We start from the raw sequence: 23,799 nt of genomic DNA, 5'->3' as shown, positions 1-23,799 counted from the left end.
ATACTGTCGATATGCAACTTAGAACGGTTATACTACGCTAATGGGGAAGTTGACGAACAGAAAATGTAAAGGGAGATGAGCAACACGATATGAGGAGAAAAGGATTTGCCAAACTTGCAGGGACAGCGTTAGTTATCGCCATGGTTACCGGTTGTTCTTCACAAAGCAATCCAGGATCAGCCGCAACAGACAAGACAGCAGTTTCCTCCAAGCCTGCGGAAGCCGTTACCTTGAAAATGATGACTAGCAATCACCCCACATGGCCGTATAACAAAAATTGGCAGGTATACAAGTACTTGAAAGAGAAAAGCAATGTGACGCTGGATGTAGAGACTCCGCCAAATGACTATGAGACGGCGATCAGCCTGGCGGTATCTTCGGGCGACATGCCGGATTTTCTAGTCGTTCCAAGTACACAAGTCGCCAATAAATACGGAAATCAAGGCGCATTGGTTAATATTTGGGATTATCTCAAGAAAATGCCGAATTATGAAGCATTCCTCAACAGCAATCCGGATGTGAAGCAATCCGTAATGTCAGCAGACGGCAAGAGCTACTTCTTCCCAATGGCGGGTCTAGAGAAACGTTCAAGAATTTCATGGGTTTACCGCGACGATGTATTTAAGAAAAATAATTTGACGCCGCCTACTTCGTATGATGAGCTCTATGAGACTGCGAAGAAGTTGAAAGCGCTGTATCCAAGCAGCTACCCGATTGCCTTCTTCGATAAGCTGTCTTCGATTACGAATATCGCTTCGAACTTCGGCACGATGAACACCCAGTACTATGATTTTGATAAAAAAGAATGGCGTTTCGGTCCGATCGAGGACAGCTACAAGGAAATGATCGGATATATCAATAAATTTTACAGTGAGGGCCTGATCCCCCCTGATTTCATGGCAATGACCCAGAAACAGTATGTCGACCTATTCGCGCAGAACAAGGCGTTCCTTGCGGCGAACTACATCGGTAACGTTGATGAAATTCCGGCTCAAGTCAAAAGCGTCGTCCCGGAGCTTAGTCTCTCCTTTATGGCGCCACCGAAAGGCGGAGCGAACGGGGTTCAGAAGAATCCATTCAGCGCGTATTTGCCCAACGGATTTGCCATCGCTTCGACCACCAAACATTTGGATGAAACGCTTAAATATATCGACTTCCTGTATTCGCCGGAAGGTATTCAAACCGCAAGCTGGGGCAAAGAGAACGAAACATTCAACTTCGTGAACGGACAGAAACAATTGAAGCCTGACTACAAAAGCTTGACGGATTTGCGTATTCAGTCCGGCATTGCCACGGTTGGTTCGTATACCGTTCTCGATGTGAATGCTTACTGGCCGCTGGATTCGAGTAATTTGCAAGAAGGCTACAAGCAGCTAGGTAATTTCGAAACGAAATCGCAGCCTCGCATCGCTTTTACGGATAAAGAGCTTGAGGTTATCTCGACAGTCGGTCAAAGCGTTAATAAATATAGAGACGAACAAATTTCCAAGTTTATTCTTGGACAAAAGAAAATGACCGAATGGAATGATTATGTCGCGGAAATGAATAAGCTGGGAGTTCAAAAAGTACTGGACGTCTATAAAGCAGCTTACGATCGTGCGCTCAGCTTCCAAAAGTAAAACCAAACCGTACCCGCTGCATAGCTTGGTAATCTAGCCTTTGCGGCGGGTATTTTCATGGGACCTAAGAAAGGGAATGATGCGATTTGAAAGCTGCACATGCTGGAAGTATATTCAGCAAGATCAGACGCGATAAATATTTATTGATGTTATTTCTACCTTGTCTTCTGTATTTTATCCTGTTCAAATATGTCCCCATCTTCGGTATTATCATCGCTTTCAAAAACTACAATCTGTTCAAAGGCGTGATGGCCAGCGATTGGGTCGGCTTCAAATATTTCATCATGTTTTTTGAAAATCCTGATTTTTACAAAATTATTCGAAATACGCTTCTTCTGGGCATTTACAATATTCTGTTTGGGTTCCCGATGCCCATTGTACTCGCACTGCTTCTCAATGAAATCAAGAATCGCCTCTTTCAGCGTTTTGTACAGACGGCGACTTACCTGCCGCATTTTATTTCCAACGTTGTCGTCGCGGGCATGGTCGTGACGTTTCTGTCACCAACTGTGGGGATTGTGAATCATGTCTTGGGCTTCTTCGGCCACGAGCCGATTACCTTCATGATGGAGCCGGGATGGTTTCGAACGATTTTCGTCACGTCGGGAATATGGCAGCATGCTGGTTGGGGGACTATTATTTATTTGGCGGCACTCACGGGTATTGACCCGCAAATCTACGAGGCAGCTAAGATTGACGGCGCGAATCGTTGGAAGCAGATGAGACATATTACACTGCCGGGCATCTCGCAAGCGATCGTGATCGTGTTGATTTTGGATATCGGGAGTCTGCTCGAAATCGGCTTTGAGCGCGTCTACTTGCTCTCGACGCCAGTAACCTATGAGACGGCGGATATCATCAGCACATACGTTTATCGAGTTGGGCTTGTGGACGGCAATTACAGCTATGCGACGGCGATTGATCTTTTCACGGGCATTATTAGCATTATTTTCGTTTATACAGCAAATACAATCAGCCGAAAATTTAGTGAAAATAGCTTGTGGTAAAGGCGGGAATCCGAATGAATAGACGCTTCTCAATATTTCAAGCCTGCAATACAGTGATATTGGCGTTAGCTGCTGTCAGTACGCTATATCCTTTTCTGTATATGATTTCGATTTCATTAAGTGATCACGCACATGTCTTGCAGGGGGATGTCTGGTTGTGGCCGAGAGGAATTAACTTGGACATGTATAAGTATGTATTTAAAGACGGACGCATCTTCACCGGCTATCAAAATACAATTATTTATACGGCGCTGGGGACCGTCGTCTCCTTGCTTGTAACATCAATGGGGGGCTATGCGCTTTCCAAAAAAGAAATGGTTTTCCATAAAACGTTTACGTTTATTGTCCTTGCAACCTTGTTCGTCAACGGCGGGATGATCCCGACCTTTCTTGTCGTCAAGTCTTATGGTCTCGTCAACACGATTTGGGCGATGGTTCTCCCCGGGGTCGTTACCACGTGGAATCTCATCATTATTCGAACTTTCTTCAGCGGTATTCCGAAGGAGCTTGAGGAATCCGGCAAGCTGGACGGACTTTCGGAGATTGGAATTTTTCTGCGCATCGTTCTGCCGCTGTCCAAAGCGGCGCTGGCCACGATCGGTTTATTCTATGCGGTCGGGATTTGGAACAATTTTATGGGGCCGCTGCTCTATCTTAGAAAAGAAGAACTGTTCCCGTTGCAAGTTTTTTTACGCCAGATTGTTCTGGCCGGACAATTTAACGGGGATGGCGGGGCTGTCTCCGACAGTCTGATTATTGCAGAAGACGCGCTGAAATATGCAACGATAATGGTATCCACGCTGCCGCTTCTCGTTATCTATCCATTCATTCAGAAGTATTTTGTTAAAGGCGCATTAATCGGTTCTGTAAAAGGATGATCGAAAAAGGAAAGGAAGTGCGGCATTGAAGCCAATGAATATACTTTTAATCATGACGGATCAACAACGCTGGGATACGTTAGGCTGCTATGGGAACGAGGCGGCGTATACGCCGAATCTGGATTGGCTGGCTTCAGAAGGCACGGTGTTTGAACATGCCTATACAACATCGCCTTCCTGTGTGCCAGCGCGGGCGTCGCTAATTTCAGGCATGAAGCCATGGCATACCGGTGTTTTAGGGATGGGACGAGGACAAGGCCCGATGGGGGTAGGCTTTGCGCATACGCTGCCAGGCGAACTAGCCAAAGTTGGCTATCATACCCAAGGAGTCGGCAAAATGCATTTCTGGCCGCAGCGTACGCTGAACGGCTTTCACAATACCGTATTGGACGAATCCGGTCGAGTGGAATCGGTAGGCTTCCTATCGGACTATCTGCAATGGTTTGAAAAAAGTAAAACAGGCGACTATGGTTTCGTAGACCATGGCATTGATTGGAATTCCTGGATGGCAAGGCCGTACCATGCGCCGGAATTTTTACATCCGTCCAATTGGACTGTCAATGAATCGATTAAGTTTCTGAAGGAACGGGACCCGGCGAAGCCTTTCTTTCTTAAAACATCGTTTGCGCGTCCGCATTCGCCGTATGATCCGCCGCAATTCTATTACGATTTGTTCAAAGCGAAAAAGCTGCCGCAGCCATTTCTCGGTGACTGGTCATGCCTTCATGACGTCCCGGAGGACGCTGCAAAACCGGATGCATGGCGTGGAAAGCGCAGCGGAGAAGAAACGCATCGGGCGCGGGCGGGCTATTATGGCGCAATTTCGCATATCGACAGCCAAATTGGGCGGCTGCTTATTTATTTACGAAACTCGGGTTTATTAGATGAAACATTAATTATTTTCACCTCCGATCATGGAGATATGCTCGGAGACCACAATCTATGGCGTAAAACGTATGCCTATGAAGGCTCTGCCCACATTCCGTTCATCATTCGGTATCCGAGGGGCAAAGGCTTCAATCATGTGAGCCGATCAGATGTGCCGGTCTGCCTGGAGGATATCATGCCGACTTGTTTGGCTACCGTCGGTGCAGCCATTCCGGACAGTATGGACGGCGTAAATCTGCTGGGGGCTATGCGGGGAGAGCAAGTGAAGGGAAGAAACTTCATTCATGGCGAACACTGTGCTTGCTATGCCGATGACAATGAAATGCATTATTTGACGGATGGCAAGTGGAAATATATTTGGTTCCCTCGCACAGGCGCTGAACAGTTGTTTCATTTGCAAGTCGATAAGGGCGAGTGCAGGGACTTGGCGAGGGATGCGGATCACAGTTCGATCTTGGATACATGGCGGCAGGAATTAATCGTGATCTTGGATGAGCGGAATGCCGGACTGGTAGAAAATAATAGGCTTGTATGCCAGGCCGGCGCCCCGCCGATTGTTTCGCCGCATTACATGGCAAGAAAAGAACGCGCAGGGTTCGCTGCCTGGAAATAACATTATTCGGTGTCCATACCTTTCTTTCTACGATAGCCACCAGGCGTATCTCCGGTTGATTTCTTGAACATGCGAATAAAGGAAGTCCCGTTCTGGTAGCCGAGGGCCTCGCTGATTTCGTTAATACTAAGCTCGGTACTCACTAAAAGTTGTTTGGCTTTTCGAATACGCACCTGATTCAGGTGATCGCTGAAGGTCATGCCCGTTTTATCTTTAATATATTGCGATAAATAAGAAGAGGTAAGATTCAACCGATCGGCAATCCATTCCAGCGATAGCTCTGGCGTAAAGTCGTTTTCGAGCAAATTGATAATGAAATCGATGGTTTCGTCTTTTTCGGCCTTTTTATCTTGAATTAAGACAATCGATTTTTGAAAAAAGGAAGCAAAAAATGCTTTGTATTGATCGAGCGTGTCACAATGTTTGAGCTCTTTGAATAGTGAATTTATGCTAGCCGTAGAAAGATAGTCGGATTTAATAACCAAATGTTCCATGTTATGGATCGTTTTGGCAACCATCATTTCTGAAAATTGCTTGTATTGCAGTGATTTCGCTTCTTTATTAACCATTACGGCATACATGGAATTCACAAGCTGTAAGCAAGCTGCAAGATCACCGTTCTGAAGGGCGGCATTAAATTGCTGCTCTTGAATAACGGATAAGACGTACGGATTCGTATGAACGGGATGTTCATAGATGATTTGTGTCTCCTCCATCAGCTTGGCACCATTCGCCATATCCAGCACTTCTTGATAGGAGGTCTTGATGTCAGAGGAAGATTCAAAGACCGAGCCGACGGTAATCGTAATGAGACATATGTGGCTGTCCTTATCGAAGACTTGCTTGAAATAGTTCATCGTTTGGCGCACTAGCTCCCGATTTGTATCGGCAAAGATTAGCGTAAGAATTTCGTTCGTCTCCGGTTGGAAGGAATGCGACAGCTTGAAGTTTTCTTTCATAATCATGTCGATGAACTGGGTGTAGTAGGCGGCTGCCTTTTCGGTGAAAGCCGTCATCTGCTCTGGCATCGTACTTCTGAAATCCAGGCGGTACAAAATCATGAGGATCGAGCCGCTGATGACGGGGAAGTCATTCCATTCTTTCAGATCCGATTGAATGTTTTTCAGCTTACTGATGTACCCGTAATTCGTCAGTAATTTCGATTTTTTGACTAATTCTTTCTGCACTTCGCTCTTTTCCTCCGTCAAATCACGAAATTTCTGGCTGATTGCATTGAATTCCATGATTTTGCTTTGCGGAAGTACAGAAGACTGCTCTTCCATGGAGACCAAGATTTGTTTAACCGGCCGATGAATGTTGGTGCTGAACAGATAGGAAATCAACAGGCTTGCGAATAGGGCAATCAAGCAAATGAAGATTAGCGTCACATTCATCTGAATGGTTTGCTCATGGATATTTTCATTTGGCACATACATGTCATAAGTGAGACCTGAGAATTTACCCTTTTCGGAAAAGGAATAAAAGTGGGTACTCGGATCCGTAGATGGGGCTCGATCTGTGCTGAAGATTTGTTGTTGATCGTCTTTGATGACGAAGGTGGAATTCACTGTCCGCTGAAGATCGTCATATAGGTTGTTGGCCTTTATGAGCGCGATAATGATAAAGTGATTTTGTTCGTTTTGAACGACATACGGAATTAAATTGCTGGATTGTGGTGCAAGTCCAATTTGAAACGTATCCATGGATAGCATCTTCGCCTTGAAGTTGCTTTCCGTAAGCTGCGCTAGCCAGAAAGAAGTCGGGTAATGCTCAGAGACATAAAAACGACTGAACATCCGATCACTTGCGCTGATCCCTTCTTTTTCGAGTACAATGCCGGAGTTGAAGAGGATGATAAGATTGTCCAAATGAAAAGAAGAATTCGACACATTGGAACGCAGCTGTCCAAGCACCTCTTCCACCTTCAAATAATCCACTTGCTGAGGAGAATTCTGTGCAAATTGGTTGTGCAAGGTCGAGATTTTATCGTCAAAGAGCAGATTGGATAACATACCTCTTAGTGTTTTTAAATAGTTTTCATACCCATCGACAGTTTGATCCAGTGTTGTTTGATTGTAGCGAATGATTTCTCCTTCTACTTTACTTCGGAAGTAAGAAGAAGTGATGTAATTCACGGAAACGAGAAGCAAAATGACGATTGAAAAGCTTGTAAAGATTTTGAAGAAGAATGTATTCGGTCTCCATAGCGTGCCCACACAGTTGTCTCCCTTCGATCTTTATACATTCAAAAAATTAGGATCTCACCTCACACCTCTGCGATATTGCAGAGGTGTTTGCTTTACATGACGCTGAAAAATCCGATAGAAATGCTGCAGGTTATTGAACCCAGAGCCGAGGGCAACATCAATAATGGAAAGCTCCGTTTGCTCCAATAGTTTTTTGGCCTCTAATATTCTTCGGTTTAACACATATTCGAATACTGTAAAATGGGTCGTCTCTTTAAACAAATGGCTTATGTAATATTTACTCAGCCCAAATTCGGCTTGGAGTTGCTCCAGGGTGATTGGTTTAGCGTAATGTTCATCGATAAAGCGGATCAGTCCCCTAATGTGCGGATTAAAGGCAGGAGACGGCTGCTGCTGGTCTGCCAGCTCTTTAAATCGGATTAGCAGCTGAAGTAAATTCAGCTTTACCTTGGCCTCGGCTAGCGGATCGCAATCGTTCAATTCATGCGCGGACACCACCGTTTTGAAGAGAGACGTGAGTGCGCTGCGCTGCTCCAGCTTCGTCTCCACCTTACGTGGACCTTGATGAATTAACCAGTCCAAGGTGGGCTCCAGCCCGGCTTCTCGAAGTATTCCTTGAATGAACTCTTTGCTGAAATTAATCACATATCTTGCATAGGGGCGGTTCGGCTGGTAGTGGATCCGATGGATCTCGTATTCGTTAATGAAAAAGAAGTCGCCGTCCCGGATCGTATAATTATTGTCCCTTACGAATATTTCAAGGTCCGCTTTGACAAAGAAATCAAGCTCGAAGGCATTATGATAATGGTGAATGACTGGTTTTTTCCCGATTTCCCTATCATGCGTATAGCTTATGGAGAAAGGCGGGGTTCGGTCATAAGGAACATCGTAGTTCGACATGGTCGTCCGGTCCAATTGCAGGCTCCCTCCTTAAGTAACGACAGCACTATAAATATATTATAGCAAGATAGGTGAATGTATGGGGAGAAAAACAAGATAATTGAAGACGCTCTCACGGCTCGGATGGTACGCTTAATCCGAAAATATCAAGCTCTTACTCTCTGGAGGCGAAAGAGATGGATTCTATGAATTTAACGATAATCGGCGGCGGGAGCGTCAACTGGATGGCGGGGCTCATGCGGGACGTGTATTTGTTGGACGAGATTCAAGGTGGCGAAATCAGACTGGTCGACCCGAACCGCGAGCATGTTGAGGCTGTAGCCGCTATGCTGCACACATTTAATAGACTTCGTAACAAGGAATACCAGATCCGCATTATGGATGATCGGAAGGAAGCGCTGCAAGGAGCGGACTTCGTACTGACGACGTTCAGTCCAGGAGCGATGGATGCGTTCTGGAATGATCTGGAGCTGCCGATCCAATACGGCATCCGGCAGCCGGTATCGATGACGGTTGGACCATGCGGCATCTCCGCTTCGCTGCGTACGGCACCAGTTGCCTACGAGCTTGTGCAGGAAATGGAGGAGATATGTCCGGGTGCCTGGCTGTTCAATGTGACGAATCCCATGAGCGTCGTCACCAGGGCTATGAATAAGGCGGCCAAGAGTGTCAAGGTCGTCGGCATGTGCCATGAGCTGCATGCGGCTCCGAAATATTTTGGCCCGATGCTTGGTTTGCCCAAACCTGAGGGCATGAACGTGACCGATTATCTGTACCGTTGGCTTCCGGAGCAAGGGTTTCATTATAAGGTTGCAGGGGTCAACCATTTCATCTGGCTGACGAAGGCAGAGCTTAATGGCCAGGATGTACGGCCTCGAATCCGCGCATATGCCCGTGAACATTGGGAAATTGAAGACGAAGGAGCAGCAGGACAGAATGACTCCTTTCACAACAAAAGCGCAGCGAAGCTTGCATTATGCCGTCAGTTTGGGTACTTGCCGCTGGCAGGCGACCGTCATCTGATCGAATTCTATCCAAGTCTGTGCAATGTGAGAAACGGGTACGGCATGAAATACGGCGTGCTTAAAACGACGGTAGACGCCAGGCGCTTGACGAAGGTGCATCAGCTGGACACGATCCGCCAGCTGGCAAGCGGCGTGAAGGAGGTTTCCTGGCAGCGATCCGGCGAAGAAATGACGGAAATCATGAAGGCTGTTGTCACTGGCGGCGAGACGCCCGCGATTGTTAACGTTCCGAACGAAGGGCAAATCGGAAACATGCCTAAGGACGTCATCGTGGAGACACTCGCCACTGTTGGAGCAAGCGGGATTCACCCGTGGGCTTCGGGTGATCTGCCCGGTCCGGTCGGCAGTCTATGCAGGCTTCACGCCGATGTGCATGAGCTTACATTGAAAGCGGCGCTGGAGGGCAGCCGGGAGACGTTGATCGAGGCGTTAAGCCTTGATCCACTTAGCGGGCTCGCTGATTTCTCCGAGCTCGGGGAGCTGGCTGACAGCTTGCTAAGGGCGAATCGGAGCTGGCTGCCGCGTTTTTTTAACTAGAGGGGAGTGGAAGCAGTGAATACGGTCAAAGGTACCATTTTCAAACATCAATTACAGAAACGCAAGGATGCGTTAACAGGGCGGACTGTGACTCAGCTCACTTCTCTGCCTGGAAATCATCATCATTTATATTTTACGAGCAGCAGCTTTACCGAGGATAACCGGCAGATTCTATATATCAGCGACCTGGGCAGCGGCAATCCGAATGTGTTCAAGCTGTCGCTGGAAGACGGTTCTGCTGTTCAACTTACAGACAATAGTGACGGCATAATGAAAAGTTATGTGTACTATGACGGCAATCCGTACCGCGGTTTCGCCAAAGCAAGCCCTAGCTTTGCTCCTGCAACAGGTCTTTTGCTATATATTCAAGGTAACGAGGTTCGATTGCTCGATGTAAACGGGCTGGAGGAAAGGGTCATTTATCAACTGCCGGCAAACGTGATGACCGGATTTACGCATTTGTCTGGTGACGGACGATACGCTTGCGTTCCTTATATCAATTCAGCAGCGTTTGAGGTTGGAGATGGTAATCCTTTCAGCTTAATTCGGGAAAAGGTGAAGCGGGACAACATAAGCTCACAAGTCGTCGTCATCGATACGATCTCAGGGGAAACGCTCTACAATTTTACGCACCAGGGCTGGGTGACGCACGTACAGTTTCACCCGAACGATCCGCGAATCATCCTGTTCAACCATGAAGGCGGGATGGTCGATCAGCGCATTTGGCTGTATGATCACGGGAAGATCTCGAAGGTGAGGGATCAATCGAACGGGGGACCGTCTTTGTGGATTTGCCATGAAATGTGGGCGAATCAAGATCATGCGGTGATTTATCACGGAACCCGTGGCGTTCCAAACGACCCGGCGATGAAGGAAGTAGCGAAAGAGCAAGAGCCGATTGTCAGCTTTGTCGGTTATATGGGTTCACGGGAAGAGAAGTACATGGAAGTAAGCTTTTCACCTGATATGACGGCTTATGGACATTTCACCACAAGCACAGACGACTCGCTGCTTGTGACTGACGGCATTATTAATGCCCACAGTATTCATCTGTGCCGGATAGATTGGCTGCAGGCCAAGCTGGACATGACACTTCTCTGTCTCCACAACAGCAGCTTCTCTGTGCAGGACGTGCATCCGCATCCGATTTTCAGCCATAACGACCAGTACGTTCTTTTTACCTCGGATACTCATAATGAACGGACACAAGGCAATATCTATATCGTTGATTTGCACGAAACTGTATAAATTAAAGGGGGTTATACCATGCATCCTTTTATGGGAATAGAGCAGTGGGACAAAATTGGCATGTCCGTAGCCGAATCAGCCAACCGGCTGCACCGGCTCGCTTACATCGATCGGCGGCTGGCAAGAATCGAAGCCGGCCATCTGATCGCCCGGCCGGAATATGAGCTCAAAGGCGCATTAGCCCGACTGGTGTGGCAAGATGCTTCCTTCAATGAGCAATGCCGCAATCGCTGCAGGCAACTGCGACTGAGCACGGCAGCTTTCGACAAGTGTCCCGACATCGCGCTCGAACAGCTGACGAATCAAGTGCTCGATTCCGCAAGCACATTAACCTTGTTAATTGCGTTGTTTGAAGTGGTGAAGCCGGCTCAGCTAGAGGCCATCGACGATTATTTGCAGCGAGCGCAGCCTATTGTCGACGAGCCGACCATCACGATGCTCCGGCATCAGCAACTTGACCGGCAGATGCAAATCGACTGGGGCCAATCAGCCGCCACGGAGCTGCTTCAATCCGCCTCGGAAGAGGAACGCCAGGATGCTGAGAAGTGGAAATCTCTTCTCGAGAATTTGCTGCAGCGAGCTGGTGGCGTCAGTGGTACGGAGCCACGGACGGAGCATGAGCCCTTAATGCCCGAACTAGCCGTTTCGTTTGAGCTGCCGAATGTTTCGATCCGGGACAGCCGTTTTAAGACAAACCGGCGCAAGTTCGACGGAATGACGTTCGAGGACAACGACGCAGGCCGGTTTGAGGCGATGATGCTGCACCGGTTTTATGAAATGACGGCAACCGAGGCACTCGCATACATCTATTTCAGTGCGGATAGCAAGCCATGGGCCTTTCATTACGATGTGGCTCGCCATCTGTGGGACGAGGCCCGTCATTCCTGGTTCGGGGAAGCTGCGTTACGGGCAAAAGGAAGGAATATTTACGACATTCCAAATTGGATTGGATTTTACGAAATGTGCGTAAACGAATTTGATAGTATTGACGAAGCTTATACCCACCTTACGATTGCCATAGAAAAGGCGGCCATGAAATATCCTCCGGGGAAGAGGGAAGAGTGGGAGTTTTGTCGCGATAAGGTTCAGGATCCGTTGATGACGACGTTTCAGGATTTCGATTGGGCAGACGAGGTCGTTCATGCTGGGTTCGGACAAAAATGGATCATTAATGATGTACATCAAGGGGATCAGGATAAAGCACAGTTGGCAGCAGCCGTTACGCAGGAGAAAAGAACGAGGTTTATGGAGCGGGCGATGGGACAGGCGCGCCCCGACAAGCAAGTCACCGACCGTTTTGCTGGTGGTTACTAGATGTAATACCAACTAAATTGTACCCTATCGAGAAGATACCTGACTCGATAGGGTCATTTTTTTATACAATCGAAAATGAGAAATGTAGTACATAAATTTAAGCATTTATAGTATATTTAATTAGTTGTCTGAGTTTAGCAATTAGAGTGGCAGAAAGAAGTGGTACAAAAATGAAAGTTAGCCTAACCGCACTAATCCTATTTGTTATATTAGGAACGACCGGGTGCAGCCATTCCGTGCAACCTGAAAGTTTAGTTTCTTTACCTAATACACAAGTCATCTCACCTGTACACATAGAACCCCAACAAAAAGTGATAAAGAAAATAGATGATTCTAATAGTGAGCAAAAAAGTGAAAGTGCTGTAGTCATCAATAATGTGAAAAAAGACGGGCTTAAAGTGGCTTTAACTTTTGATGACGGTCCTGATGAAAAATATACGCCGCTCATTTTGGACATATTGAAGAAGGAGCAGGTGAAAGCGACTTTCTTCGTAGTCGGAGAACATGCGAAAGAACATCCGAAAATGTTGAAAAGGGTTGTAGATGAAGGTCATGTTATCGGTAACCACTCGTGGGATCATGTCAATCTTTCTGACGCGACTGCCGATAAGATTGAGGGTGAAATTGGATCAACGGATGACATGATTAAGCAAATTACAGGTGTAACCCCTACCTTATTTCGGGCACCCTATGGTGCGGTTTCTCCGCAGGTTCTTAATGCATCTATGAAATCTGGCCATCAAGTGATCGGTTGGTCCGTAGATACGTTAGATTGGGATGGGAAAAGTGTTCCGCAAATTCTAAGCAATGTACGAAAAGAAGTTGGACCAGGCGCAATAATTCTTCAGCACTTTGCAGGCGGGAAGCATGGGAAACTCGGTAACACGGTAGAGGCGCTTCCTCAAATTATCTCCTATCTGAGACAAAAGGGTTATACCTTAGTGACGGTTCCAGAACTACTTGCTGCCAATTAATTTCACCTTTATTTCAAGGCTGTTAGACTGCGATATTTAGCAGGCTAACAGCCTTTTGAGTCGTGTAGGAGGCTGCCGGTTATCGCCATTGGGGAATGTAAATCATTAAGTTTTCTGAGGAGATGGAGGTTTCAGAGGGGGACTTTCGTCCATTTCGGCAGTGCCTCTATAGACAGATGGCGCAATTCCGATCCAACGCTTGAATTGGCGGCTGAAGTGGGCGCTTGTTTTATACCCGAGTATCATGGCTATATGATCGATGGACAGATCAGTCTGAAGCAGCAGGCGTTGTGCCTCGCTTAACAAAATTTCCGACATATATTTGCGGGGAGCTTTCCCGTAAACCTGTTGAAATACCCGATTCACCTGGGATGGACTGAGATTCAGGGATTCGGCTATATCTTGGACGAATTTTCTTTCGTTGTCTTCCACTTGGCCATGAAGCAGGCTGCTTCGGATCGAAGATCCAATGTTTTCGGCGATGCGGCTGGCCAGTAATTCCTTTTTCGTAAGCACGACGTTGTCGGTCTGGGACAGTTGTTCCACCAACGTTCCCAAAAGCTCAAACACGGCTGCGTACATTTTCATGTTTTTTGCAGCAGAAAGCGATCGATTTTTGTTTTCAGTGGCAAAATTGCATAATTCTGTTAAAAATGGAGCCAATTCTTTGACAAAGGGAGAGGAGGCTTCGTAGCAGGTGGCTTGACGGCGCTCCAGCTCTTTGGAGAAAGCGGGATCTGCTACGCTGAAATGGATGCAAAAATAAGTGAAGCCACGAGAGCCTGCGGACTTGCATGAATGAATGATTCCCGGACGTATGAAAAGCAGATCTCCCTTTTTTTGATCATAAATTTGACCTTCAATCATCATCTTCATGTCCCCTTCGATCACCCAATGAAGCTCGTACATCGGATGTTCATGGGATGGATAGGTCCAACTGGGACCCACATCGCGAACATGCAGCCCCATCAGGTGAAAGGACATTCGAACGTCGGGAAGCCTGCCTATTTCAACCATATCGGCGATCATTTCAGACATTGTATACGTCCCCCCTTGCTTTTCGATCTATTCTACACCATTTATACAGCGCTTTCAATCGGGAGTGAATGCAAGAAATGGGTAAATGTTGTAAACGATTAGCGCATCGTCAACTCCAATATAGTAGTGGTATGTTAGTATTATCACAGGTCAAAGGCAGCTAATTATGTAATCGCAAGGCATCGTCAGCATCTGCTGGCTGGATGAACGAATCAGAGGGTGGCCGATTTCTTAAAGCGATCCGGCTCACTGTAATCAAGCTGGTATACTAGGGTAACTAGTCATCTTATATTTTTGTAAGCGCTTTTTTGAAAGTGCTTCAAAGATGAATGGCGGCTCGTCGGGCTGGAGGAATCTTATGAGTATTCAAATTGACATTTCAAGAGACAAAAGAGGACTAATCCGGGATTTCGTTTACGAAACCTTGAAGAAAAACATCATGGAGCTGCGACTCGAACCGGGGCGGTTTATCTCGGAGAAAGAACTGGTCGAAATGCTCCAAGTGAGCAGGACGCCAATTCGGGAAGCATTGGTTAAACTGACTCAGGAAGAATTAATTGAAACGACTCCTCAGAAGGGCTCCATCATATCGCTGATCGATTTGCAGCATGCGGAAGAATCCAGATTTGTTAGAAAAACTTTGGAATCCGCCGTTGTTAGAGAAGCGTGTGAGCTGCTTGACAAGGAACAGGTGCTTCATCTGCAAAATCTCATCTCGCTGCAAGAACTATGCGAATCCGAACAAAATTATGGGCGTCTGTTTGAGCTCGATGAAGAGTTTCACAAATCGATTATGATCGGCTGCGGCCGGGGCCGTACGTGGGGACTCATTCAACAAATGGCAACGCATGACAACCGCATTCGAATTTTACGGCTTGCTTCCGATTCCGACTGGAAAATAATATTGGCCCAGCATCACGGCATTGTTCGTGCCATCAAGGAGAAAGATCCCGACCAAGCGGAGAAAATGATAAAAGATCATTTGGAGCTGCTCTTGATTGAAAAAGAAAATTTGAAGCTGAAGCACACCAAATTTTTCAAATAAATCAAAGGAGTGAAAGACGATGATAAAAGTAGCCGTGATCGGTGCCGGCGGTATCGCAAATGCGCATTTGGAAGCGTATGCAAACTCGTTCAAAGGAAGATGCGAAGTCGTTGCGTTATGCGACATTTACAGGGAAAAGGCAGCTGGGCATAAAGAGAAATTCCAGCTCGATTGCAGGGTCGAAGAGGACTATCGTGAACTGCTGGACAGCGATATTGATCTGGTTTCGATCTGCACCCCGCCGTATACGCATGCGCAAATCGCTATCGACTTTTTGAGAGCTGGCAAGCATGTATTGGTAGAGAAACCGATGTCTTCTTCCTTGGAAGAATGCGACCGCATGTTGGAAGCGGCTTCAGAGTCGAATCGTATACTGTCCGTTATCGGGCAGAACCGATTCAGGGATCCTATCATGAGGCTGAAGCGCACGCTCGACACCGGAAAGGCAGGCAAAGTCGTGCATGCACAGGTTGATTCCCACTGGTGGAGAGGGCACTGCTATTACGATTTGTGGTGGAGAGGCACTTGGGAAAAGGAAGGCGGCGGCTGTACGCTGAACCACGCCGTTCATCATATTGACATGCTGCAGTGGACGATGGGGATGCCGGATAAAGTCCAGGCGGTGATGAGCAATACTTCGCATGATAATGCGGAAGTCGAGGACATCTCCGTAGCCATTCTTTCTTACGGTAACGGAAGCCTGGCACAAATAACAAGCTCTGTCGTGCATCACGGAGAAGAACAGCAGCTTATATTCCAAGGGGAAAAGGCGAGAATTTCCGCACCCTGGAAGGTTTATGCCTCCACCTCCAAGGAAAACGGATTTCCGATTCGGAACACGGATCTCGAGGAAGAGCTTGAGAACACGTACAACAGCATGGAAGACCTCCCATACACCGGGCACGCTGGACAAATTGACGATGTGATGAAGGCGATCGAAAGCGGATCACTGGAGGTACTCATAGACGGCCGTGAAGGACGCAAAACGCTCGAGCTCATTACCGCCATCTATGAAGCGGCGACTGCAGGCAAGAGTGTAAGCCTGCCTTTAACGAAAGACAGCGTATTCTATTCAAGAGACAGCTTGCTCGCGAACGCACCGCATTTTTACGAGAAGACCTCATCGGTTGTTTCCTTCTCGAAGAACGACATTACTCTCGGCAGCGATTATAAGAAGTAACTGTTCTGGGCAAGGTGAGAAACCAGTGAAATGGAGGTAGTCGTTTATGCAGGCAATGAACAGTAGTGTTGCTCTGGATAAGAAGAAGAGCGTCGCCATACCGCAGCAAAAAAAGAAAGGCTTGTCGTATTATATAAGACTTGATTATATGCTTTACCTAATGCTGCTAGTCCCTATTGCATATATCGTGACATTTAAATATGCACCTATGTATGGCATACAGATTGCTTTTAAGGATTACAACATTTTTCAGGGCGTTAACATGAGTCCCTGGAATAACTTTGAAACATTCAAGCAAATCTTTTCATCACCGCAATTTTTTCAGGTTGTTAGAAATACGTTGATGCTGAACTTTTTGGATTTAATATTGGGATTTCCAGCGCCGATTATTTTGGCCATTTTATTAAATGAACTGGTATGGAATAAGTTCAAAAAGATTAGCCAGACCGTATTGTATCTGCCGCATTTCCTTTCCTGGGTTATCATTGGCGGTATTGTTACTCAGCTGCTTTCTCCCACAGGTATGTTAAACTCCTTAATTGGCCATATGGGTGGGCATTCGTTGCCATTCCTCACGAACAAATATGTATGGGTGGCAACTTATTCTTTAATTGGCGTATGGCAGAATGCAGGATGGGGGACAATTTTGTATCTTGCTGCTATGACGGGAATTGACAAACAGTTGTATGAAGCCGCAGATGCAGACGGAGCAGGAAGATTAAGAAAGATATGGCATATTACGCTGCCAGGTATCCGACCAACCATTGCGATCCTTCTGATCCTGCAGCTCGGTAATATTATGGCTATTAACTTCGATCGTCCATTCAACATTCAAAACAACCTTGTTATGGATTATGCTGATGTTATCAGTACCTATGTTTATCGTGTAGGGATTCAATCTGCGAACTTTTCAATTGGTGCAGCTGTGGGCTTGTTCCAGTCTGTTATTTGCTTAATATTCTTGGTAACCTCTAATTTTATTTCCCGTAAATTAGGGGAAAACGGAATATGGTGAGGAGGCATCGACAATGTCACATACGTTTAAGAATAGAATGATTGACTATACAGCAGCAACGGTTATATTAATTGCGGTTTTTATATGTCTGGTTCCTTTTCTTTATATTCTCTCCCAATCACTTAGCTCTAACACGGCGATTATATCCCAAGCTGTTACCATCTACCCCATAGACTTTAATATAGAAGCTTATAAAGTTGTTTTCAGGGATGCTGGTATGTTGTACTCCTTGTTTTATACGATCATTCTGACGGCCGTATTTGTGCTCGTATCTTTGACCGTTACCATATTGGCAGCGTATCCGTTGACCAAAAAGAGGCTTAAAGGCAGAAATGTTTTATTGTTATTGATGGTGTTTACCATGTATTTTAGCGGCGGGTTGATTCCGGATTATCTCAATGTAAAGAATCTGAGCCTCTTGGACTCGCCATTGTCATTGATTCTCCCGGGTATGATGAGCGTATACTACATGATCATATTGAAATCGTTTTTTCAAAGCTTGCCTGAAAGTCTGGAGGAAGCTGCACACCTGGACGGATGCAATGAGCTGCAGATTTTGATCAAAATCGTGCTGCCTCTTTCCAAGCCGGCACTTGCCACAGTCAGTTTACTGTATGCCGTATTCCGGTGGAACTATTTTCAGGATGCTCTTTTCTACATTACTGACCAGAAATTCTATACGATACAGCTTAAGCTGTATAACGTTATCAATCTCTCACAGCAGATGTCCGGCGAGAATCTTATTGTAAATCTGCCTTCCGAGGCGTTGAAAGCGGCAAGTATTATGTTTGGCACAATTCCAATTCTTCTTGTGTATCCGTGGCTTCAGAAATACTTTGTATCCGGTATTATGATTGGTGCCGTTAAAGGCTGATATGGGTTTGTGAAATGGATGATTTCATCTGTTTCGCGAGTTTATATACGATTAATTTAAAAAAGGGAGTTGGGTTCTTTGAAGGTAAAGACAGGAAGATCTATCGGTTTTTCTTTGGCCGCCCTATTACTTGCTTCTACATTATCCGCCTGCACGAGTAGTTCGCCAACCGGCACAAACGCCACTGCTACAGCAAGCGCTGGTACACAAACGGCTGCAGCAGGTGCTACAAAAGAACATCGCACATTAACTGTCGAAGTTTTCGACAGAGGTAAACCCGGACAGCCGGATTTGAATGATAACTTCTGGACGAAGTATATCAACGATAATTTCGGCAAACAGTTTAATGCCACAGTAAAATTTGTTTCCGTTCCTAGAGCCCAGGAAGTAGACAAATTGAACGTATTGATGGCATCTGGCCAGGCACCTGACATTACCTTCACGTACAATCAAGGTGTTGTTTACAACTATGTACAGCAAGGTGGCTTGGCAGAATTAGATCCAGTTCTCAAGCAGTATGGATCTACACTCACAAAATATCTGGGCGATGATGTATTAAAATATGGAAAGTTTAATGGCAAGCAATATTCTATACCGGGCAAGAGGACTGTTCTTGCAAGTTCAAACACTTTTATCCGTAAAGATTGGCTTGATAAATTGGGGCTTCCTGTTCCTACTACACCGCAACAATTCTATGACACCATGGTTGCATTTAAAGAGAAGAATCCTGGAGGTGTAAGCGGTGTCATCCCGTACGGTTATTCCCTGCAGCCATTAAATCCCGGATTAAGTTTCATACCAGAAGCCTTTAAACCATCTAATCTTACGGAAGAACAGTTTGCTACCCTTCAGCCGCAATCGATCTGGTTGGCCAACTGGAGTATGCCGGGATTTGATAAAGCGGTTGGGTATGTCAACAAAATGTATAATGCCGGCTTGATTAGCCCGAACTTTGCAACTGACAAAGATGGAAAACTGCTGGACGCAGATATTTCCAACGGAAAAGTGGGAGCATTCCAAACGAACTGGGATGGTCCGTACAGAACGGCTCCCGGCACCTATGCCAATTTGGTTAAAAATGTTCCTGGTGCTCAACTTGTTCCAATCGATCCATGGCAAAATGATGCGGGCAAACATCCTAAGAACGGGTACAGCCCAAATGGTATGTATATCATCATTCCTAAAACAAGCAAAAATGTTGACCTTGCCGTACAATACCTCAACTGGATGAGCGACCCTAAGGTAACCCTCTTCCTTCAGAACGGTCAGGAAGGCGTAGACTACAACATGGTGAATGACGTTCCAAAACAGACAGGGACGACAAATACCGGAGATAAAATGATGACGGTTGCTAACAACCTGGACTATGACATCCTATCCAATGGGATTGAACTTGGTGATCAGAAAAAGAATGATGCAGCCATTTCTACAGGATATCCTGGTTATGAAAAGGATGCAGAGAATGCTTTGAAAGTAAGTATGGTGGACTATTATGCCGGCTACTTCTATTCCATACCGAATGCAGCTGATGCCAAAAACAACGCAGCGCTTAAGAACCTTTCGGCACAAATGCTTGCAAAACTAATTGTTGCTAAACCGGCTGAAGTCGATGGCTTGTACAAATCATTGGTTCAACAGTACATGGATCAGGGCGGGAAGGCAGTTGAAGACGAATTTATAAAGAATTACAAAGCTCAGAATGGTAAATAAGTGAGAGTTTAAACGTGATAAAAGCCGGACATGGGATTTACCCAAGTTCGGCTTTTATCTGTTGCTAGTTGTTGAGCAGAAGTAGTCTTTCTTCTGGATCTAGTTTGGGACAGGTTGTGCAGTAATCACGAGTCGCTGTACCAGAATCAATTTGATAAGCCAAGCAGCAGTATGGCCGTAAATACAAGATCGGACCCTGCCAATCCGGATGCTCAAAAATATTTAACTTAATGGCAAATCGATTATCGATTCGTGGTTCAAACACAAGCGTCTGATCTCTCCGTATTAGTTCCAAACGGTTCTTTGTTTGCCAGTGCTTCTGATCGCTCATTAGCTGAACATAGAGCTGCCGCAAATTATGAGTGACAAGTGCCCACATCACTTTGATGTTAGCACCTGTGTGCAAGGCTATTGCTTGGAAAAGTGACTCCGTATGATTTTGCAGATTTTGCACATATTCTTTAAATTGGAGATCTCGTTCCAGAGTAAGAGACGCAGGTAGAAGAGATCTTTCCAAAATTTCCGTCTCATATGCCATAGCACCGCCCTGAGTCAAACGGAACCTGACGTGGTTGGGAGATGCTGATAGCAAAGTATCATGAAGACTTGCTGATGCAATGAGGCCCCTAATAAATACGGAATATCGCTTAGCAAATAGAGTGCCTGTAACAATGAGTTCAGCATTACCTAACAGAGAAGACTGCTGAGTAAAGATGCAAGAAAGAGAAGATTCCTGCAATAGATCCATGGCTGAATAGGGATATGACGATTCGTTGCCGTTGCGAAGAGATGTGACGAAATATTTTTGCATGGAGTAAATAAATGCATCGTCGCTGTCGCTATTATTCATCATCATTTACTTAATGATCTTCATGATGTCATCGATAATTTCGCCACGGCCGATGACACCCCAACCTTTAAATAACCAGAAAGAGTCCGTTTCATATATGTTATTTGTCGTAACGGCTGGGGTGTTTTTCCAGAGAGGGCTTGACTTCAGATTCTTTAAATTGTCATTGGCGTTAGGATCCGTCTCTAGTAGAACATAGTCTGCATTGATTTCAGGAATTTTTTCCATAGATAGATCAATACGTTTATCTTTGGGTGTAAGTGCAGTCGGCGTAAATCCTAGGTCATTATAGAGCAATACGTTGGTCGGATGTCCATTTTGTGCATATAGCTGAAGATTTTTTTCTCTAACGCGCAGGTAAGCCATATTCTTATTTTTCAATGTTTTAATTTGGTCACGTGCTTTTGCTACTTTAAGTTCAAGCTCGGCAATTTTCGCTTTTGCTACATCCACTTTGTCATACATTTCAGCGATCGTCATGATATCCTTTTTCCAAAAATTAACATTGCTCTCATACTCTTGCCACTCATTTCCCATCACAATGGTCGGTGCGATTTTCTGAAGTTGATCATAGGTAGTAGCAGCAGTACGGCTCTCAACAAGGATGACATCCGGCTTAATTGCCAAGATAGCCTCAAGATTAGGCTTGTCTGCTGATCCAACAAGGGGAACACCTTGTAATTGTTTAGATAAATATGGAAGATAATCTCCGCCATAACGGACTTCGTTGTTTACGCCGGCCGGCTTTTCGCCAATGGTTAACAGGTGGTCGATATAAGCTGCTGAAAGGACAACAATCTTATTAATTTTAGCAGGGATGACGGTTGTACCCTTCAGATGGGTTATGGTTCTTGTGGTTTGATTAGCAGCTGTAGCTGCAGGTGAATTGGGATTTGTACTCGGTTGTACTTGCTGGCCTGCTTCCTTCCCCGTACCGCAAGCTGATAACATAAGTATTATAAAGATGGTCAGGAGATATCCCATATATTTGTTCCTAAGCATTTGTAATCATTCCTCTTCCCTCTACAATAATAATAATAATAATAATCATTATCATTGTAAGGAATCGCTTTAGCGGGTTCAATGGATTATCTCCCTATTTTTCCTTGAACTATTTCACCTTATCAATTTGTAATTGACTTGCGATCTGATTCATGGCGTAGAGCCTCCCAGTTGGACCTAACGTTTTGAATAGCAAATCGCTTGCCTCATAAACGTGTTGCTTTCTTACCGCTTCCAATGCTAACCATTCCTCAGATAACATGAGCTGCTGCAGCCGCTGTCTTGCAATTTCTGTAGGATCCGTCATTAAAAAAATGTGATCCGGATTGAATAACTTCAGATCAGATAATTGAAAATCAATTGCCCATTCCTTATGTGGAAATTCGATTGGAAGCTTCAGTCCAAGATCATCATAGAGCAGGGTTCCTGTTTGATTAAGGGAGCCATAAATGCGATAAAAATCAGAACTAACTCGAATATAATACGCAGTTTGTGAGCCCCATTTTTCTATTATTTTATTTTGTAATGAATTTTTGCGAGCTGCATACATGTCTTTCCATGACGCTGCTTGCGATTCTTTACCCAGTATTGAAGCTAAATAGGACAACATCTTTGTATAATCGTTGGAGTGCCTTAACTTGATGGTCGGTGCTATACATGTCAAGGATCCGTCCATTTCAAAACGATCACTTGTCAGGATGAGGTCAGGTTTGGTTTGAATCAGCTTATTATAATTCAGTTTGATACTTTCAAGTCGGACAGCTTCTTGACCAAAGGCTTCAAACGAAGGAACAGGATCATGTTGGGATACCCGGCCCTGATAGGACAAAAACGCAACGGGATACAGGCCCAGCGTCATTAAATAATCATCAAGCCCATAGTACAAAGCAGCGATTCGACGACTCTTGTCTTTCATGTAAAGGGTAGGAGCAACCCCTACTTCTTTTTTAAATGCCCGGCTGAAATAGTGTTCGTCCTTATATCCGACTTGTTGAGCGACTTCTTTCATTTTCTCAGAAGAAAATAGCAATTGTTTGGCTTTTCTAATACGCTGTTGCAAAAAGTATTCCGTCGGAGTCATATTCATATGATTTTTAAAGATTCTTGTAAAATGATTGATGCTATAACCGGCCATTTTAGCTAACTGGCTAATTTTAAGGTCTTTCATATAGTTCTCACTTATGAATGCGAGCGCATATTCCATGCCAACTAGCGTCTCAGGTTCTTTCTCTTGTGTACCCTTTATTATCATTAGTTTAGTAAGTAGGCTGTGTAATTGATATTTCAAATCGAGCTTTTCAGAGAGTTGGCGATTCGTGACGGGGGCCAGAATACGCTCGATTCTTTCTTTTACAGCACGGTCTTGAGAGGATATTGGATGCTTTCCGCTGACAGGGAAATGGGGAGGCTCCATATGCCATTCTTTGCGATGTTTCTTCACTTGCAAGCAAGAGAAGAAGATAACTGAATAGTGAATGGGATCCAACACTTGGGATGTGCCCTCGATAATCATTCCAGGCAATAAAATGAATATATCTCCTTCCCGTGCTATATGGGTAACCTCATTAATAGAAAGCACACCAGTACCATTTGTTATTAGGCAGATGGCATATCTCTGAATCGTTCTTTTACTCAAAATGTGTCCATGGCGCTCTTTATTGCTGCAATAAATCCGGATCGATGAAACATATAAATGTTCAAGCAGCTCGGCTGAACTCCAATCGTTCATTGTACATTTTCCTTTCTTACACAAAACTTATAACAGGGGAGGTTATGTACTTATTAATTGCTTTTTTTAATTATATCGCTTCGCGAAGAGGGCGTCTTTACAAAATTGACTGACGTACTGAGGTGTGATTACGACTTGTAATCCCG

Annotated in this window: 19 protein-coding genes; 13 read left to right on the top strand and 6 right to left on the bottom strand. The window is 45.3% G+C overall.

Features of this window, described 5'->3' with window-relative positions; translation table 11 throughout:
* Positions 1-89 precede the first annotated feature (89 nt).
* From ACKTT9_RS29770 to ACKTT9_RS29755, 4 genes are all read left to right on the top strand, one after another.
* Positions 90-1,619, top strand: coding sequence for an extracellular solute-binding protein (locus ACKTT9_RS29770; RefSeq protein ID WP_407868809.1), 1,530 nt, complete (start codon positions 90-92; stop codon positions 1,617-1,619).
* A gap of 86 nt (positions 1,620-1,705) precedes the next feature.
* Entirely contained in the window at positions 1,706-2,626 is a 921-nt protein-coding gene (locus ACKTT9_RS29765) for an ABC transporter permease (protein ID WP_407868808.1), read from the top strand.
* 14 nt (positions 2,627-2,640) lie between these two features.
* Positions 2,641-3,504, top strand: coding sequence for a carbohydrate ABC transporter permease (locus ACKTT9_RS29760; protein WP_407868807.1), 864 nt, complete (start codon positions 2,641-2,643; stop codon positions 3,502-3,504).
* Positions 3,505-3,538: 34 nt separating this feature from the next.
* Complete coding sequence (locus ACKTT9_RS29755; RefSeq protein ID WP_407873143.1) at positions 3,539-5,005, top strand: arylsulfatase; 1,467 nt, start codon at positions 3,539-3,541, stop codon at positions 5,003-5,005.
* Positions 5,006-5,007: 2 nt separating this feature from the next.
* Here the strand turns inward: ACKTT9_RS29755 and ACKTT9_RS29750 are convergent, their stop codons facing one another.
* Both ACKTT9_RS29750 and ACKTT9_RS29745 read right to left on the bottom strand, forming a co-directional pair.
* Positions 5,008-7,221, bottom strand: a complete 2,214-nt coding sequence (locus ACKTT9_RS29750; RefSeq protein WP_407868806.1) for a helix-turn-helix domain-containing protein — start codon at positions 7,219-7,221, stop codon at positions 5,008-5,010.
* Positions 7,222-7,266: 45 nt separating this feature from the next.
* Positions 7,267-8,127: a helix-turn-helix domain-containing protein gene (locus ACKTT9_RS29745; RefSeq protein WP_407868805.1), complete on the bottom strand. Its 861-nt coding sequence runs from the start codon at positions 8,125-8,127 to the stop codon at positions 7,267-7,269.
* Between the two features lie 161 nt (positions 8,128-8,288).
* On the opposite strand from ACKTT9_RS29745, the gene ACKTT9_RS29740 reads away from it, so the two are divergent.
* The 4 genes from ACKTT9_RS29740 to ACKTT9_RS29725 all read left to right on the top strand — a co-directional run bounded on the left by ACKTT9_RS29740 (position 8,289) and on the right by ACKTT9_RS29725 (position 13,210).
* Positions 8,289-9,674, top strand: coding sequence for a hypothetical protein (locus tag ACKTT9_RS29740; protein WP_407868804.1), 1,386 nt, complete (start codon positions 8,289-8,291; stop codon positions 9,672-9,674).
* Between the two features lie 15 nt (positions 9,675-9,689).
* Positions 9,690-10,922, top strand: coding sequence for an oligogalacturonate lyase family protein (locus ACKTT9_RS29735; RefSeq protein WP_407868803.1), 1,233 nt, complete (start codon positions 9,690-9,692; stop codon positions 10,920-10,922).
* A gap of 18 nt (positions 10,923-10,940) precedes the next feature.
* A complete protein-coding gene (locus ACKTT9_RS29730) occupies positions 10,941-12,236 on the top strand; it encodes a hypothetical protein (RefSeq protein WP_407868802.1) in 1,296 nt (431 codons plus the stop codon).
* A gap of 236 nt (positions 12,237-12,472) precedes the next feature.
* The gene (locus ACKTT9_RS29725) at positions 12,473-13,210 is read left to right on the top strand and encodes a polysaccharide deacetylase family protein (protein WP_407868801.1); all 738 of its coding nucleotides are present in this window, start codon (positions 12,473-12,475) and stop codon (positions 13,208-13,210) included.
* Between the two features lie 105 nt (positions 13,211-13,315).
* Here the strand turns inward: ACKTT9_RS29725 and ACKTT9_RS29720 are convergent, their stop codons facing one another.
* Entirely contained in the window at positions 13,316-14,248 is a 933-nt protein-coding gene (locus ACKTT9_RS29720; protein WP_407868800.1) for a helix-turn-helix domain-containing protein, read from the bottom strand.
* Between the two features lie 358 nt (positions 14,249-14,606).
* On the opposite strand from ACKTT9_RS29720, the gene ACKTT9_RS29715 reads away from it, so the two are divergent.
* The 5 genes from ACKTT9_RS29715 to ACKTT9_RS29695 all read left to right on the top strand — a co-directional run bounded on the left by ACKTT9_RS29715 (position 14,607) and on the right by ACKTT9_RS29695 (position 20,072).
* A complete protein-coding gene (locus ACKTT9_RS29715) occupies positions 14,607-15,293 on the top strand; it encodes a GntR family transcriptional regulator (RefSeq protein ID WP_157318893.1) in 687 nt (228 codons plus the stop codon).
* Between the two features lie 19 nt (positions 15,294-15,312).
* Positions 15,313-16,473: a Gfo/Idh/MocA family protein gene (locus ACKTT9_RS29710; RefSeq protein WP_407868799.1), complete on the top strand. Its 1,161-nt coding sequence runs from the start codon at positions 15,313-15,315 to the stop codon at positions 16,471-16,473.
* A gap of 46 nt (positions 16,474-16,519) precedes the next feature.
* Complete coding sequence (locus ACKTT9_RS29705) at positions 16,520-17,488, top strand: ABC transporter permease (RefSeq protein ID WP_407868798.1); 969 nt, start codon at positions 16,520-16,522, stop codon at positions 17,486-17,488.
* A gap of 13 nt (positions 17,489-17,501) precedes the next feature.
* Positions 17,502-18,362: a carbohydrate ABC transporter permease gene (locus ACKTT9_RS29700; RefSeq protein ID WP_127454928.1), complete on the top strand. Its 861-nt coding sequence runs from the start codon at positions 17,502-17,504 to the stop codon at positions 18,360-18,362.
* Positions 18,363-18,440: 78 nt separating this feature from the next.
* Positions 18,441-20,072, top strand: a complete 1,632-nt coding sequence (locus ACKTT9_RS29695) for an extracellular solute-binding protein (protein ID WP_407868797.1) — start codon at positions 18,441-18,443, stop codon at positions 20,070-20,072.
* Between the two features lie 64 nt (positions 20,073-20,136).
* Here the strand turns inward: ACKTT9_RS29695 and ACKTT9_RS29690 are convergent, their stop codons facing one another.
* The 3 genes from ACKTT9_RS29690 to ACKTT9_RS29680 form a co-directional block, all read right to left on the bottom strand.
* Positions 20,137-20,928 (bottom strand): hypothetical protein, encoded by a 792-nt coding sequence (locus ACKTT9_RS29690; RefSeq protein WP_407868796.1) that lies wholly within the window; start codon positions 20,926-20,928, stop codon positions 20,137-20,139.
* Positions 20,929-21,924: an ABC transporter substrate-binding protein gene (locus ACKTT9_RS29685; protein WP_407868795.1), complete on the bottom strand. Its 996-nt coding sequence runs from the start codon at positions 21,922-21,924 to the stop codon at positions 20,929-20,931.
* Positions 21,925-22,033: 109 nt separating this feature from the next.
* On the bottom strand, positions 22,034-23,653 hold the full coding sequence (locus ACKTT9_RS29680) for an AraC family transcriptional regulator (RefSeq protein ID WP_407868794.1): 1,620 nt from the start codon (positions 23,651-23,653) through the stop codon (positions 22,034-22,036).
* Positions 23,654-23,799: the final 146 nt, after the last annotated feature.

This window comes from Paenibacillus sp. P36 (genome assembly GCF_045866505.1).
Lineage (GTDB): Bacteria > Bacillota > Bacilli > Paenibacillales > NBRC-103111 > Paenibacillus_E > Paenibacillus_E chondroitinus.
Note: the sequence above shows the minus strand (reverse complement) of the source record. Positions and strands in the feature narration are given on the sequence as shown.

Coding starts and splice junctions, on each gene's coding strand:
- ACKTT9_RS29730 (WP_407868802.1), top strand. CDS start 10,941: ATGCATCCTTTTATGGGAATAGAGCAGTGGGACAAAATTGGCATGTCC.
- ACKTT9_RS29715 (WP_157318893.1), top strand. CDS start 14,607: ATGAGTATTCAAATTGACATTTCAAGAGACAAAAGAGGACTAATCCGG.
- ACKTT9_RS29770 (WP_407868809.1), top strand. CDS start 90: ATGAGGAGAAAAGGATTTGCCAAACTTGCAGGGACAGCGTTAGTTATC.
- ACKTT9_RS29760 (WP_407868807.1), top strand. CDS start 2,641: ATGAATAGACGCTTCTCAATATTTCAAGCCTGCAATACAGTGATATTG.
- ACKTT9_RS29700 (WP_127454928.1), top strand. CDS start 17,502: ATGTCACATACGTTTAAGAATAGAATGATTGACTATACAGCAGCAACG.
- ACKTT9_RS29690 (WP_407868796.1), bottom strand. CDS start 20,928: ATGATGATGAATAATAGCGACAGCGACGATGCATTTATTTACTCCATG.
- ACKTT9_RS29720 (WP_407868800.1), bottom strand. CDS start 14,248: ATGTCTGAAATGATCGCCGATATGGTTGAAATAGGCAGGCTTCCCGAC.
- ACKTT9_RS29740 (WP_407868804.1), top strand. CDS start 8,289: ATGGATTCTATGAATTTAACGATAATCGGCGGCGGGAGCGTCAACTGG.
- ACKTT9_RS29710 (WP_407868799.1), top strand. CDS start 15,313: ATGATAAAAGTAGCCGTGATCGGTGCCGGCGGTATCGCAAATGCGCAT.
- ACKTT9_RS29755 (WP_407873143.1), top strand. CDS start 3,539: ATGAATATACTTTTAATCATGACGGATCAACAACGCTGGGATACGTTA.
- ACKTT9_RS29685 (WP_407868795.1), bottom strand. CDS start 21,924: ATGCTTAGGAACAAATATATGGGATATCTCCTGACCATCTTTATAATA.
- ACKTT9_RS29705 (WP_407868798.1), top strand. CDS start 16,520: ATGCAGGCAATGAACAGTAGTGTTGCTCTGGATAAGAAGAAGAGCGTC.
- ACKTT9_RS29680 (WP_407868794.1), bottom strand. CDS start 23,653: ATGAACGATTGGAGTTCAGCCGAGCTGCTTGAACATTTATATGTTTCA.